Origin of the sequence: Bacillus sp. EKM501B (genome assembly GCF_011800505.1) — a bacterium.
Taxonomy (GTDB): domain Bacteria; phylum Bacillota; class Bacilli; order Bacillales; family Bacillaceae_G; genus Bacillus_A; species Bacillus_A cereus.
The window spans coordinates 514,612-527,513 of sequence record NZ_JAALFZ010000001.1; the positions used below are offsets into that span (position 1 = coordinate 514,612).

Consider the following 12,902-nt stretch of genomic DNA (forward strand, 5'->3'; position numbering starts at 1 on the left):
TATAAATCGTGTGCTTTCTTTTTAAGATATAGAAATTTTGACGTTTAATGGTTTTACGAGATGAGCATAAGGTTCCCCTACTAGCATAACAATTTCATCTTTTTTATAACCTAACTTTTCGTATAGTGAATAGGCGCGTTTGTTTTCTAAATTAACAAGTAAAGCGATTTTTTTATGCCCTTTTTCAGTTGCATAGATTTCGGCAGCTTCAATTAATTTAGAACCTATACCTTTTCCGCCGTGTGCACTTGAAACTGATAATGTATCAATGTAATACTCATCAAGCTCAGCTTCTTTTTCTAACGTAATTGATTCATCTTTATGTAATGCTCTTAAGTGATATACAATTGGTGCGTCAAGCTGTGTTGCTTCACTACCGTGATAAGCGACAATAATTCCAACTGCACTCTCGTCTTGTTCATAGACAAAACAGTTTTCGTAGCTCAGACGGTTATTTTCTTTTGAGAACCATGTCTCAAGTCCTAGTAATACTTCTGCTTCAACTGTGCTACCTGTGATTTTTTCAGCAATTTCATGCAGAGCATTATACAATAAAGGAGCTATTGCCATTGCATCTGTCTTTTTTGCTTTCCGAATCATAGTATCCCTCCTAGTTCTATTTGTATATTGTAGCATAGTGGTATGGAACTTTGCATAATTGAATGCCGAAATGTTTGATATAGAGAAGTAGCTATGTTAGTATATGATATTTAGTGGACATATAGTAAAACAATATTGTTTGCGAAATAACGAAAATAAAATCATGGCATAACAACGAGATAAAGTGAAACGTTAATCAGTAAGATTTTTTGTTCATTCTACGACTGATTAGTAGTCAACACCAATCGGACTACCTGCAAATAGCGGGATAAATTTACAGTTGTTGACCTATAGAATATAAGATAAAATAAAATATTGCAGAGAGGTGAAATACATGGATAAAGAATTAGCAAATACAATTTTAGATCAGCTAAAAAATGGTGAAATAAAGGAGTATGTTGTTACGAAAGATGTATTTTATACGTTCAGAGAAGTTGTTGTAAATAGAGAAGACTTTAAGCATTTCATTGGTAACGCACAGCGAGGCGGGCAAGTGATTTATACATATTCAGAAACGCCACGTTCATAAAGGAGAATTTTGATCAGCAGGGCATCTCTCACTGATTAGTAGCCTTCACCAAACGGACGTTTCATGCGGGATAAATAAAAGATAAAGGAGAGGGGAATTATGGGCGATTTTAAACAAGGCATTTTACCACATTGGGATTATATGTGGAAAGATAGAGCCGGCAATCGATTTATGGGAATGGTTATGTATCCAGAGAAACGAAAATGTTCAGCAAAAATGCTTCAGAAAATAAAAAGAGCATATGAAGAAGCAATAGAAATTAAAGTAACTGTACAAGTTCAACATACATATCAGTACGTAGAAGGACTGATTGTATACTTTGATGAAGAGGCTCCTGTATGTACAATGCTTGATAAAGATGAAAATCCACATCATATATTTGTAAAAGATATTTTGCGCATTGAGTACTCTGAATAAACTTTTCATAAATAAATTGAAGTTCCATAATAATAATCTTTTTCTATAATAGTTATCTTTTAGTATGTAACGAAAAACGAAAGTATATGTATAATATATTTAATAAGGTAAATTTGATAAATGTAATCGTTTTTTAGAGCAGATTATAGTTTCATATCTGTTCTTTTTTGCGTGATGCTGGAGAAATATATTTCTTCAGCATCTACCGTTTTATGACAAAATATATTGTTAACTTTTTTAAAAATAAGGTTAAATTCGTTGACAACTTTTTTGAAAAGCACTTTATTGACATGAGTTTTAGAATGTTGTTTCATAGTCATTGTATTGAAAAAAAACGGCTATCATGTCGAAAAGTAAAAGTTAAAAAAAGAAAGAATTTATACATATATCTTGTGTCTTATTTTGAAACGTAATACAATATATAGAGAAATCAAGAACAACATATAGAGAATATAGATTTGAGAGGGAGGGTCGGAAATGTTAGTTGCATATGATTCTATGACAGGAAACGTGAAGCGTTTCATTCACAAATTAAATATGCCGGCCGTTCAAATTGATGAAGATCTAGTAATAGATGAAGACTTTATTCTTATTACGTATACAACAGGTTTTGGAAATGTACCAGAACGTGTTTTAGACTTTTTAGAGCGCAATAATGAAAAATTAAAAGGCGTATCTGCAAGCGGCAATCGTAACTGGGGAGACATGTTCGGTGCAAGTGCTGACAAGATTTCTACTAAATATGAAGTGCCTATTGTATCAAAATTTGAGTTATCTGGAACAAATAACGATGTAGAATATTTTAAGGAAAGGGTGCGGGAGATTGCGACACATTGAACTGAATAATGAAATCACGCAAATGCAGGACGGTTTTTATCAGCTTCATAAAGATAAAGAGGCATTAGAAGTCTTTATGGAAGAAGCTAGAGAGAATACCGTTCCTTTTAATAGCGTGGCAGAGCGAATGGAGTATATGAAAGAACATGATTACTATTACAACGTTCTGGACGAGTATAGCTTGGAGGAAGTAGAGGAAGTATATAACATCGCTTATGGTGAAAACTTCGAGTTCCAATCTTATATGGCAGCATCTAAGTTCTACAAAGATTATGCGTTAAAAACGAATGATCAAAAACAATACTTAGAAAGCTATGAAGATCGTGTAGCAATTGTTTCATTATACTTAGGACGCGGTGATGTTTCGAAAGCAAGACAATTCGCAAGCATGATTGTAAAACAAAACTACCAACCAGCGACACCAACCTTTTTAAATGCGGGAAGAAGCAGAAGAGGAGAAATGGTGTCTTGTTTCTTGTTAGAGATGGATGATAGCTTAAATTCAATTGGCTTTAACATTAATACTGCGATGCAATTATCAAAAATCGGCGGGGGAGTAGCTTTAAACTTATCTAAGCTACGCGCACGTGGTGAGCAAATTAAAGGTATCGACAACGCTGCAAGTGGCGTAGTACCTGTTATGAAATTGCTTGAAGATTCGTTTTCATATGCGAATCAGCTTGGCCAACGAAAAGGTGCCGGTGCAGTATATTTAAACATTTTCCATTGGGATATTATTGAATTCCTTGATACAAAAAAAATAAATGCCGATGAGAAGAGCCGTATTCAGTCTCTATCAATCGGAATTATCGTTCCAAGTAAGTTCTTTGAGCTTGCTGAGAAAAACGAACCTTTCCATGTTTTCGCGCCTTATACGGTTTATAAAGAATATGGCAAGCATTTAGATGATATTGACATTGATGAAATGTACGATGAATTAATGAGCAATCCGAAAGTGAAGAAGAAGCCACTAGATATTAGTGCACGTGATATGCTTATTAAAATCGCTATGATTCAGCTTGAGTCTGGTTACCCATACTTAATGTTTAAATCAAATGCAAATAATCAACATCCATTGAAGGATATTGGAACTGTGAAGATGTCGAACTTATGTACAGAAATCTTCCAGCTTCAAGAAACTTCAGAAATAAATGATTACGGTACAGATGACATTATCCGTCGTGATATTAACTGTAACTTAGGATCGTTAAATATCGTAAACGTAATGGAAAATAAAGAAATTCGTGAAGCAGTTCATGCGGGAATGGAAGCTTTAACAGCTGTTTCTGATATGACGATTATTCCGAATGCACCAACTGTGAAAAAAGCAAATGACGAGCTTCATTCAGTTGGACTTGGAGCAATGAACTTACACGGATATTTAGCAAAAAATAAAATCGCTTATGAAAGTGCAGAAGCGAAAGAATTCGCTCGTACATTCTTTATGATGTTAAATTACTATTCTATTGAGAAAAGTATGGAAATCGCTACAGAAAAAGGCGAGACATTTAAAGACTTCGATAAATCTGATTATGCGAATGGCACATACTTCGAAAAGTATGAAACGACAGATTACAGTCCTGTAACTGAAAAAGTTCAGCAACTATTTGAAGGAATTCATATTCCGACAAAAGAAGATTGGACAAGTTTAAAAGAGCAAGTGCAGAAGAATGGTTTATACAACTCATATCGTCTTGCCATTGCTCCAACACAATCAATCAGTTACGTTCAAAATGCAACTTCAAGCGTAATGCCGATCGTAAGTCAAATCGAATCAAGAACATATGCGAATGCGACAACATATTATCCAATGCCGTATTTATCAAAAGATACGTTCTGGTACTATAAATCTTCTTACGATATGAATCAGTTTAAATTAATTGATTTAATCGCAGAAATTCAAGAACATATTGACCAAGGAATTAGTACAATTCTTTACGTTAATAGTGATATTTCAACACGTGAATTAGCACGTTACTACATCTATGCACATAAAAAAGGCTTAAAGAGTCTGTATTATACGAGAACACGTAAATTAAGCGTGGAAGAGTGTGTGGCTTGTACCGTTTAATATAAAAAGTGAGACATGATGAGCAGGGTTTTCTGAACCCTGCTCATGCTTAGTTATCATATTTAGAGAAGGGGCGATTTAATGCGTGCGGTAAACTGGAACAAAAAAGAAGATGATTTTAGTTTAATGTTTTGGAAGCAAAATATCGCTCAGTTTTGGACAGAAGAGGAAATCGCGGTATCTTCTGACAAAAATACTTGGGCACAATTATCAAAAGAAGAGCAGATTGCTTATAAGCGTGTATTAGGTGGTTTAACACTTTTAGATACGAAACAAGGCGGCGAAGGTATGCCTCTTGTACTTGTTCATCTTGAAAATTTACAAGCGAAAAGTGTATTAGCTTTCATGGGTGCTATGGAAGAAGTACATGCGAAGAGTTACAGTCATATCTTTACAACGTTAGCTACTGAAGAAGAAATTGATGATATTTTTGAATGGGTAGATACTCATCCATTACTTGAGAAAAAGGCCGGTATTATTACTGGTTACTATCGTCGTTTGCTAAAGCCTGAAGTAACGAAAAAAGAGTTATACATGGCAATGGTAGCAAGTGTGTTCTTAGAAAGTTATTTATTCTATAGTGGATTCTTCTATCCGCTTTACTTAGCTGGTCAAGGAAAACTAACAGCAAGTGGTGAGATTATCAACTTGATAATTCGTGATGAGTCAATTCACGGCGTATTCGTCGGTATTTTAGCACAACAAATCTTCGCAGAACTTTCTGCAGAAGAGCAACAAGAAGTGCAAAAAGAAACACAAGAGTTATTAATGGAACTATATGAAATTGAAATGGCCTATACAGAAGAAATTTACACTTCTATCGGTCTTGTAGAAGATGTAAATCGTTTCGTTCGTTACAATGCGAATAAAGGGCTTATGAACTTAGGACTTGAGCCAAAGTTTGAAGAAGAAGAAATTAACCCAATCGTTTTAAATGGTTTACGTACAGATACGAAAAACCATGATTTCTTCTCTGTAAAAGGAAATGGTTACGTAAAAGCAACGAACGTTGAAAAGTTAGCTGACGATGACTTCGTGTTTAACTTTTAATATAGGATTATAAAGAAAAGCTGTCTTATTGATTGATAAGACAGCTTTTCTTTATAATTTTGTTTACATAACACTATTATTTTTGTATAGCAATTTATATTTGGGAAGTTCTATTCGGTTAACGGATAGAACTTTTTTGTAATTAAATGGGTATTTACAAACCTTTTGTATCAGTGTATTATTTAACTAGTACACCGATACAAAAGGAGGGAAGAAATGAAAATAGAGTTTTCTCCAAATACACCAATTTACATTCAGGTAATGGAATACATAAAAAAAGAAATCGTAACAGGACATTTATTGCCTGGTGATAAAATTCCCTCTGTCCGTGAATTAGCGAGTGAATTACAAGTGAATCCAAATACGATTCAGCGTACATTTCAAGAGCTAGAACGGGATGGAGTTGTTGTAACACGTAGAGGAATGGGACGGTATGTAACGAATGAAGGGGAGAAAATTATGGAGCTGCGAAAAGAGATGGCGAAAGAATTACTTCATTCTTTTATAGATGGAATGGACAATTTAGGTTTTTCAGAAGAAGAAATTCTTACAATTCTTCGTTCTTCATTACATGATAAGAGGGAGGAGAGCCAATGACAGAGCTATTGAAAATAGAAAACTTATGGAAGAGATACGGATTAAAAGCAGTGATCCGTGAATTAAACATAGAGATTACGGAAGGGAAAATCGTTGGGCTTGTTGGAGATAACGGGAGCGGGAAAACGACGTTATTGAAAATGATTGCAGGCTTGCAACACCCTTCTGAAGGTAGTATTACAATAGACGGTAAAAAGGTAGGATTACAGACGAAAGAAATCGTTTCATTTATGTCCGATAAGCCAGTCTTTGATGATTGGATGACTGTAAAAGATGCTTTATTTTTTTACCGAGATTTTTATAAAGACTTCGATATTCAAAAAGCGGTAGATACGATTGCAGAATTTAAAATACCGTTAGAAGAAAAAATTACAGCATTGTCAAAAGGTATGGTTGAGAAGCTGCAGATTATTTTAACGTTTTCTCGAAAAGTGAAGCTATACGTACTGGATGAGCCGTTGGGCGGGATTGATCTTGTTTCTAGAGAACATGTACTTGAGCTAATACTTAAATTTTATCGTGAAGATTGTACGCTACTTATATCGACTCATTTAATAAGAGAAATCGAAAATATATTCGATGAAGTAATCTTTTTGAAAGATGGAGAAATAATATTGCATGAAAATGTGGAAGAACTACGATTTCAAAAGGGTAAAGCAGTACATGAGCTGTTTAAGGAGGCCTATGAGAAATGAGTCAGCTTTTTCGTTATCTGTATAATTGTAATAAGAGAAAGATAGCCATTATTTACTTTGGTTTTATTACAGTTTCATTCATTCTTTTATTTAATATGAAAGGAGTTTCAGGAGTTAGAATTTCAGGTAGGCAAGATATAATTATTATTATATTCTTTATCGTACTAGGTATAAATGGATTTGCAATTCTTTTAACAGGTATATCGTCTTTTCGGAAAATGTTAAAAAACTCTATGCTACGTTATACTTCTATTTCAGCAAAAAAGTATATATGTGCAAATATTTTATTCTGTGTACTACTCTTTATGATTTTACTAGGAATAGGAATCATTTTTCTATACTATTTTTCTTTAAATATTTACAATGGAAAAACTAATTTAGGTATTCAGCAAGCAATACACAGTTTATATAATTATGGAATATTACATCATATATTATCTATTTTCTTATGGGGACTAGATTTTCTTAATATGCTAGTTTCTATTTATTTTATTATAGTAATTGTAAAACTATTCAATGTGAAATCATCGATGAATAAAGTTGCTTGTTTAGTTTTATTCGTCATTTTTACCGCATTTAATGGAGGAATAACGTATATTTTTCAGCAAATAGAAAAGTATGTGTTTGCTATAAATAATATTGGATTTATAGATCAAAATGGTTTTTTAAATACATCATTTTATTCTGGTACAGAGGTTACAATTTTAAATCTATTTTTTAATTGTTTATTAACAATTATATTACTAGTAGTTACAGGTCACATTATCGATAAAAAACTAGAAGTCTAAAGGAGGAATCAGCATTGGGAAACGTAGTAGTAAAGTTAGAGAATGTTCGAAAAAGGATTGGTGGAACGGAAATTATTCGTGGTTTATCATTTGAGGTTCGTGAAGGAGAAGTATACGGATTCCTTGGACCGAATGGTAGCGGTAAGACGACGACGATCCGTATGATGACAGGTCTTATTTCAATGACAGAGGGCGATATTACAATTTGTGGACATAGTATTCGCTCGGAGCGTGAAAAGGCACTAGAGCAAATTGGAGCGATTGTAGAAAATCCTGAACTATATGATTATATGACAGGAATGCAAAACTTAAAGCATTTTGCGAATATGGCCATTACACCAATTAGTAAAGAGCGGATTGCTGAGATTGTAAAGCTTGTTGAATTAGAGCATGCGATTCATAAAAAGGTGAAAACATATTCACTTGGTATGAAACAACGTTTAGGAATTGCACAGGCATTACTTCATCAGCCGAAAATCTTAATTTTAGATGAGCCGACAAATGGACTAGATCCAGCTGGTATTCGCCAAATTCGTGATTATTTACAACGTTTAGCGAAAGAAGAGAATATTGCTGTAATCGTATCAAGTCACTTATTGAGTGAAATTGAATTAATGTGTGATCGCGTCGTTATTATTAAACAAGGTGAGTTTGTACAAGAGTACAACTTACATGAAAAAGTGAAACATGATGAGGCAGTCGTTGTAGCGTTTGAAGTAGATGAAGTTCAGAAAGCAAATGAAATCATTAAAGGTAAAGCAAAAGGGAATGTAATTGTAGCATCTGTAACAAAAGACAACATTCCGCAACTTGTAAAAAAACTTGTTCATGCTGATGTGCTTGTATATGGCGTTACTGTTCAAAATAAAACGTTAGAGGATGAGTTCTTAGCGATTACTGGGGGAGTGAAAGCGTAATGTTTAAATTAATTCAAAATGAATTTTTAAAGTTGCATGCGAAAAAAGGTATGTATATTTTAATTGGTGTCATTGCTTTATTAGAGATTTTAGGAACAGTAGTATTGGCGAAATGGGGCGACGCTGGTAGCTTAAGTGGATCTTACTTAGATTTTGCAAGTTCAAATATCGGCTTAATTATGATATTCACAACGATCTTTGGAATTACAATAGCTTCTCGTACAATTACAGATGAATTCCAAAAAGGAACGATTAAGCAATTATTAATTCGTCCAAGAAAACGAATGACAATTTTATTTTCTAAATATATTACAGTATTATTAACGATGTTATTTATCGTATTTGCTAGTACGTTAATTGCTATGATTATTGGTATAATTGTAATGGACGGTAGTAAAACTGAATTAACGTTAGGAATTGCTTTAAAAACAATTGTATATCAGCTGTTATCACCATTTTTCTTTGCAACACTTGCATTTTTCTTAGCAAACGTGTTTAGAAAGTCTGTATTACCAATAATTATTACGATGTTTCTATTATTCTTACAAGGTACAATTAACATGGTATTAATGATGTTTGCAAAAGGTGTAGCGAAGTTTGTAGTATTTAGCCATTTGGATTTAAGAGCTTACGATAGCAATAAATTAATTAGTGGCGGAGTAGAACCAACATTTACAGAATTTACATTTACAACTTCATTATTACTTGTAGCTGCATACTTTGTTGTGTTACTTGTAGCATCAAGTGCATTATTCCAAAAACGTGACGTATTATAATAAAAGAAATCCCCGCTTGTAAAAACGGGGATTTTTATTACATAAAATTCACTTAGATTGCAACTTGAAGAACAGCGATATGGTATTTTAAGAGATATGCTGTTTGAAATGATTTGAGAAAAATAGGAAGAATTTCAACTATATTCATATTATAATTTAATTATCCTGCTATTTATAGGGAAAGGATTGCCTATAAAGTACTGATTAAAGTTTTATTGTATTTTTACTATCTTTGGGGGTGTTCTATATGCACTATGCATTTTCACGTATAAGGCTACGTAGCTTTTTTGGATGGATGATTATAGGGGTGCTCCTTATAATGATCCCATTAGGTCTAGCAAATGTTTCTGAGAATACGATGGAGGTTATTTCACAAATAACTGTATTTTTTGTATTTCCGTTACTTTGGCTATACGTAAAAACAAATAAAAATAATATTGTATTTAACAGTTTTTTTAATAAGCCAGGACGTTTACCTTGGGGATTAATTATATTAGCAACGATAATGGGGATGATTTTTTCAGTTGGCATATCTCAGATTCAATTTTACATATTAGCACATACGTTACCGAATTTCTTAGTTACTATGCTAGAAGACGGAAATGTTATTAATACGAGTAACGTATATATGACGATATTTACTTTCATTTCAGCATGTGTGTTAGCACCTATTATGGAAGAGGTTATTTTTAGGGGATTTTTCTTACAGCGAATGGCTTATAAATGGGGAATTAAAAAAGCTGTAATTATATCTTCAATTATTTTTGGCTTAGGACATTTTGATGTTATTGGTGCGTTCATGTTTGGTGTCGTTATGTGTCTTTTATACATAAAGACAAAAAATATATGGACGAATATAGCTGTGCACGCTCTAAATAATTTGATTGCAACAAGTATGCAATTTTTCGGTGGAGAAGAAAGTGGTACAATCTCAATTACTGAATTACAAGCGCAAAGTAATTTATGGATTGGTATCGGTCTTACAGTTGTTGGATTACTTTGGTTAATTCCTTATGTTTGGAAACAATGGCGTACAGTAAAAGAAGTTGGCGTGCCACCAGTACGTTTTATAAATGAGCAAAAAGTAGTGAGTTCATCACAAGAAAATGAAGTGTATAGTCAAGTGATCGTAACCGATAGATTGATGGCCATAGAGTTACCAGATGAGGCTGTAAATAAGCTTCGGTTAGAAGAAAATGATTATGTAACAGTATCTGTAGAAGAAGATAAAATCGTTATAAAGAAAGCACATAATAGATAATTAAAAAGTAGCTCCTTAAGAGCTACTTTTTAATTTGTAATAATTTCCACACGAAAATTATTACCGTTCTTTACATATTTAATATCTGTAACAGTGCGGACCGTCTTTAAAATCTCCACTTTTTCACCAATTCGCGGGATGGTCGGAACATTGTCCCAAATACCAAGCAAGTCATCTAATTGTGCCGTTTTTTCATAAAACCAGATTTTCAATGTAAAGCCCCTTTCTCGAACTTTATGTATTTTAATACATAATATATTATTTTTATTCTTATTGTAAGGGGTTTTTTTATATTTTATGAATAAAAATAAATTAATCTTCTGGGAAGATATGTTCAATATCAGGAGTAAGAGATACTTCTGATAATACGATATGAGAAACGGTCGTTGCATATGAAGAAACATCATTGATAAATTCTTCCAGTTCGACGAGTGAAGGAACAGAAATTTTTACAATGTAGCATAAGCTTCCTGTTACTCGGTAACAAAAACTTGCAGATGGATAAGACTGAATAAACTGTTGCATACGTGTTGTATCACCATTTTTTAAAGTGATTTCTAAAATACAATCTAAAACGAGTCCTGCCTTTTTATAATCAATATCGATTGTGTATTTTTGAATAACCCCTTCGCTTTCGAGCTTACGAACACGTTCTGAAGTAGACGGAGCAGATAAGTTTACTCGTTTCGCCAATTCACGCATAGAAAGGCGACTATCATTATATAATTCATTTAAAATTTTTCGATCAACACGGTCTAGTTGCATTTGTAAATATACCTCCAGTAAAATAATGATTTTTGTAAAGGAAAAATATAAATTAAGATTCATATGAAATGTAAAGTGAACGTTATTTATTTTACAATAAAACAGAAGGAAATAGGAGGGGAAATAATGGAGAGAATTTCATTATCAAATGTAGGAGATACAAAGTTTCAAAAGTTATTAGGGCATAATTCGGATATATTACATTCGTGGATTACGTTAGAAGATACACTGTACAATAAAGGAACTCTTTCAGCAGAGTTGAAGGAGCAAGTGAGAAGAACATTAGCGTATGGGAATGAATGTCCGTACTGTATGGCAAAGGGAAGACCTGATGATGTGCAAAGGGCAGAGGAGATTGGTGTAGCTGTTACTTTTGCGCATACATTTGTTCATGACCGAAAAGCAATAGATGATACTATGTTTCACGTATTAAAACAATATTGGACAGAAAAAGAAATTGTAGAGCTTTGCGCCTATGTTTGCTTTATTACTGCGTCACAACAACTTGGTTTTCTATTTCAATTACAGCCAAATTAAGGGGGAAATGATGACAAATCAAATAGCACTTATCATAATCGATGTACAAAAGGCATTTCAATTACCAGATTGGGGCGAGAGAAATAATATTTTTGCTGAAGAAAACATGAGAATTTTGTTAGAAGAATGGAGAAAAAGGAAACGACCAGTTTTTCATATTCAACATGTAAATAAAGAAAATGCTCAGTCAATGTTTTATGAGAGAGCGGAAACGGTAAACTTTAAAGAAGAAGTGCAACCACTACTTGGTGAAGTGGTTATTCAGAAATTCGTTAACAGCGCGTTCATTGGGACAAATTTAGAAGAACAATTAAGAAAGAACAAATGTAATGCAGTAGTGATTGTAGGATTAACGACAAATCACTGTGTGGAAACTACGACACGAATGGCAGGGAATTTAGGATTTACAACATATTTAGTGAGTGATGCAACGGCTACTTTTAACCGTAAAGGTTTAGATGGTAAGGAGTATAGTGCAGAAGATATTCACAATATGACACTTGTAAATTTACATGAAGAGTTTGCTACGATTGTGACGACAAAAGAAGTATTAAAATTATTTTAAGAAAATAATTGCAAATTATGTAGAAAAAAATAAGAATATTTCGTATAATCTAAGTACAATCATTTTGAAAATAGGGGTGGCATCATATGGAGCAAATTTCAGTAAAGAAATTAGAAGAGGTACTTGTTGTAGCAGGGGATGATAAACAGAAGCAAAAGGAATTTTATGAATTGCTCTTATCTACTGAGTTTTATGTTGCTGGTTCACTAGAAGCAGAGGACGGGGCAACAGAGGGAATACTTCGTTTGCGTCATTTCCAAGGAGAAGGTAGATGGATCGTTCCGTTCTTTACACAAATGGAATTTGTAAAAGATGTGTTGCCAGAAGGAACGCCCCTTATTACGATACGTGGGAAAGAGTTATTTGGTAGCATTGAGAAAGATGCTACAGCTGTATTAAATGTTGGTACTGATATAAGTAAAACATTTATTCCAGAAGAAATTGCAGATATCGCATCTGGACGAATTTTTAATTATTATAAGTAAAAGGAAAAGCGT

17 protein-coding genes are annotated in these 12,902 nt (G+C 33.3%); 14 read left to right on the plus strand and 3 right to left on the minus strand.

What is annotated here, in order from left to right:
- Positions 1–21: 21 nt before the first annotated feature.
- Positions 22–600, minus strand: coding sequence for a GNAT family N-acetyltransferase (locus HFD78_RS02675; RefSeq protein WP_000619549.1), 579 nt, complete (start codon positions 598–600; stop codon positions 22–24).
- Between the two features lie 334 nt (positions 601–934).
- On the opposite strand from HFD78_RS02675, the gene HFD78_RS02680 reads away from it, so the two are divergent.
- From HFD78_RS02680 to HFD78_RS02730, 11 genes are all read left to right on the plus strand, one after another.
- Positions 935–1,129, plus strand: a complete 195-nt coding sequence (locus HFD78_RS02680) for a hypothetical protein (RefSeq protein WP_000356684.1) — start codon at positions 935–937, stop codon at positions 1,127–1,129.
- A gap of 99 nt (positions 1,130–1,228) precedes the next feature.
- Complete coding sequence (locus tag HFD78_RS02685; RefSeq protein ID WP_000502197.1) at positions 1,229–1,546, plus strand: hypothetical protein; 318 nt, start codon at positions 1,229–1,231, stop codon at positions 1,544–1,546.
- Between the two features lie 477 nt (positions 1,547–2,023).
- On the plus strand, positions 2,024–2,383 hold the full coding sequence (gene nrdI / locus HFD78_RS02690; RefSeq protein WP_000959447.1) for a class Ib ribonucleoside-diphosphate reductase assembly flavoprotein NrdI: 360 nt from the start codon (positions 2,024–2,026) through the stop codon (positions 2,381–2,383).
- Positions 2,370–4,454: a class 1b ribonucleoside-diphosphate reductase subunit alpha gene (gene nrdE / locus HFD78_RS02695; protein ID WP_001215839.1), complete on the plus strand. Its 2,085-nt coding sequence runs from the start codon at positions 2,370–2,372 to the stop codon at positions 4,452–4,454. Before nrdI ends, nrdE begins: the two co-directional genes overlap by 14 nt.
- Before the next feature lie 81 nt (positions 4,455–4,535).
- A complete protein-coding gene (nrdF, locus tag HFD78_RS02700; protein WP_001203012.1) occupies positions 4,536–5,504 on the plus strand; it encodes a class 1b ribonucleoside-diphosphate reductase subunit beta in 969 nt (322 codons plus the stop codon).
- A gap of 216 nt (positions 5,505–5,720) precedes the next feature.
- Positions 5,721–6,101, plus strand: a complete 381-nt coding sequence (locus HFD78_RS02705) for a GntR family transcriptional regulator (protein ID WP_000687512.1) — start codon at positions 5,721–5,723, stop codon at positions 6,099–6,101.
- Positions 6,098–6,796, plus strand: coding sequence for an ABC transporter ATP-binding protein (locus HFD78_RS02710; RefSeq protein ID WP_000137748.1), 699 nt, complete (start codon positions 6,098–6,100; stop codon positions 6,794–6,796). The genes HFD78_RS02705 and HFD78_RS02710 overlap by 4 nt, the downstream gene beginning before the upstream one ends.
- Positions 6,793–7,584 (plus strand): hypothetical protein, encoded by a 792-nt coding sequence (locus HFD78_RS02715; RefSeq protein ID WP_000080438.1) that lies wholly within the window; start codon positions 6,793–6,795, stop codon positions 7,582–7,584. Before HFD78_RS02710 ends, HFD78_RS02715 begins: the two co-directional genes overlap by 4 nt.
- A gap of 14 nt (positions 7,585–7,598) precedes the next feature.
- On the plus strand, positions 7,599–8,501 hold the full coding sequence (locus tag HFD78_RS02720) for an ABC transporter ATP-binding protein (protein WP_000528820.1): 903 nt from the start codon (positions 7,599–7,601) through the stop codon (positions 8,499–8,501).
- On the plus strand, positions 8,501–9,277 hold the full coding sequence (locus HFD78_RS02725; protein WP_000475438.1) for an ABC transporter permease: 777 nt from the start codon (positions 8,501–8,503) through the stop codon (positions 9,275–9,277). The genes HFD78_RS02720 and HFD78_RS02725 overlap by 1 nt, the downstream gene beginning before the upstream one ends.
- 247 nt (positions 9,278–9,524) lie before the next feature.
- Positions 9,525–10,538 carry a CPBP family intramembrane glutamic endopeptidase gene (locus HFD78_RS02730; protein ID WP_000558817.1) on the plus strand — a complete coding sequence of 338 codons (1,014 nt, stop codon included), beginning with the start codon at positions 9,525–9,527 and terminating at the stop codon, positions 10,536–10,538.
- 29 nt (positions 10,539–10,567) lie between these two features.
- Here HFD78_RS02730 and HFD78_RS02735 read toward each other — a convergent pair whose 3' ends face one another.
- Positions 10,568–10,750, minus strand: coding sequence for a DUF3913 family protein (locus HFD78_RS02735; RefSeq protein ID WP_000707107.1), 183 nt, complete (start codon positions 10,748–10,750; stop codon positions 10,568–10,570).
- A gap of 100 nt (positions 10,751–10,850) precedes the next feature.
- Entirely contained in the window at positions 10,851–11,303 is a 453-nt protein-coding gene (locus HFD78_RS02740; protein WP_001175505.1) for an Lrp/AsnC family transcriptional regulator, read from the minus strand.
- A 126-nt stretch (positions 11,304–11,429) separates the two neighbouring features.
- On the opposite strand from HFD78_RS02740, the gene HFD78_RS02745 reads away from it, so the two are divergent.
- The 3 genes from HFD78_RS02745 (at position 11,430) to HFD78_RS02755 (ending at position 12,890) form a co-directional block, all read left to right on the plus strand.
- Positions 11,430–11,840, plus strand: a complete 411-nt coding sequence (locus tag HFD78_RS02745; protein ID WP_000439747.1) for a carboxymuconolactone decarboxylase family protein — start codon at positions 11,430–11,432, stop codon at positions 11,838–11,840.
- Between the two features lie 10 nt (positions 11,841–11,850).
- Entirely contained in the window at positions 11,851–12,405 is a 555-nt protein-coding gene (locus tag HFD78_RS02750) for a cysteine hydrolase family protein (protein WP_000184435.1), read from the plus strand.
- An 86-nt stretch (positions 12,406–12,491) separates the two neighbouring features.
- A complete protein-coding gene (locus HFD78_RS02755) occupies positions 12,492–12,890 on the plus strand; it encodes an SseB family protein (RefSeq protein ID WP_000435265.1) in 399 nt (132 codons plus the stop codon).
- Positions 12,891–12,902: the final 12 nt, after the last annotated feature.

What these genes read in the sequence shown, in the direction of transcription:
- HFD78_RS02675 (WP_000619549.1), bottom strand. Translation starts at nt 600, where the DNA reads ATGATTCGGAAAGCAAAAAAGACAGATGCAATGGCAATAGCTCCTTTA.
- HFD78_RS02680 (WP_000356684.1), top strand. Translation starts at nt 935, where the DNA reads ATGGATAAAGAATTAGCAAATACAATTTTAGATCAGCTAAAAAATGGT.
- HFD78_RS02685 (WP_000502197.1), top strand. Translation starts at nt 1,229, where the DNA reads ATGGGCGATTTTAAACAAGGCATTTTACCACATTGGGATTATATGTGG.
- nrdI (WP_000959447.1), top strand. Translation starts at nt 2,024, where the DNA reads ATGTTAGTTGCATATGATTCTATGACAGGAAACGTGAAGCGTTTCATT.
- nrdF (WP_001203012.1), top strand. Translation starts at nt 4,536, where the DNA reads ATGCGTGCGGTAAACTGGAACAAAAAAGAAGATGATTTTAGTTTAATG.
- HFD78_RS02705 (WP_000687512.1), top strand. Translation starts at nt 5,721, where the DNA reads ATGAAAATAGAGTTTTCTCCAAATACACCAATTTACATTCAGGTAATG.
- HFD78_RS02710 (WP_000137748.1), top strand. Translation starts at nt 6,098, where the DNA reads ATGACAGAGCTATTGAAAATAGAAAACTTATGGAAGAGATACGGATTA.
- HFD78_RS02715 (WP_000080438.1), top strand. Translation starts at nt 6,793, where the DNA reads ATGAGTCAGCTTTTTCGTTATCTGTATAATTGTAATAAGAGAAAGATA.
- HFD78_RS02725 (WP_000475438.1), top strand. Translation starts at nt 8,501, where the DNA reads ATGTTTAAATTAATTCAAAATGAATTTTTAAAGTTGCATGCGAAAAAA.
- HFD78_RS02730 (WP_000558817.1), top strand. Translation starts at nt 9,525, where the DNA reads ATGCACTATGCATTTTCACGTATAAGGCTACGTAGCTTTTTTGGATGG.
- HFD78_RS02740 (WP_001175505.1), bottom strand. Translation starts at nt 11,303, where the DNA reads ATGCAACTAGACCGTGTTGATCGAAAAATTTTAAATGAATTATATAAT.
- HFD78_RS02745 (WP_000439747.1), top strand. Translation starts at nt 11,430, where the DNA reads ATGGAGAGAATTTCATTATCAAATGTAGGAGATACAAAGTTTCAAAAG.
- HFD78_RS02750 (WP_000184435.1), top strand. Translation starts at nt 11,851, where the DNA reads ATGACAAATCAAATAGCACTTATCATAATCGATGTACAAAAGGCATTT.
- HFD78_RS02755 (WP_000435265.1), top strand. Translation starts at nt 12,492, where the DNA reads ATGGAGCAAATTTCAGTAAAGAAATTAGAAGAGGTACTTGTTGTAGCA.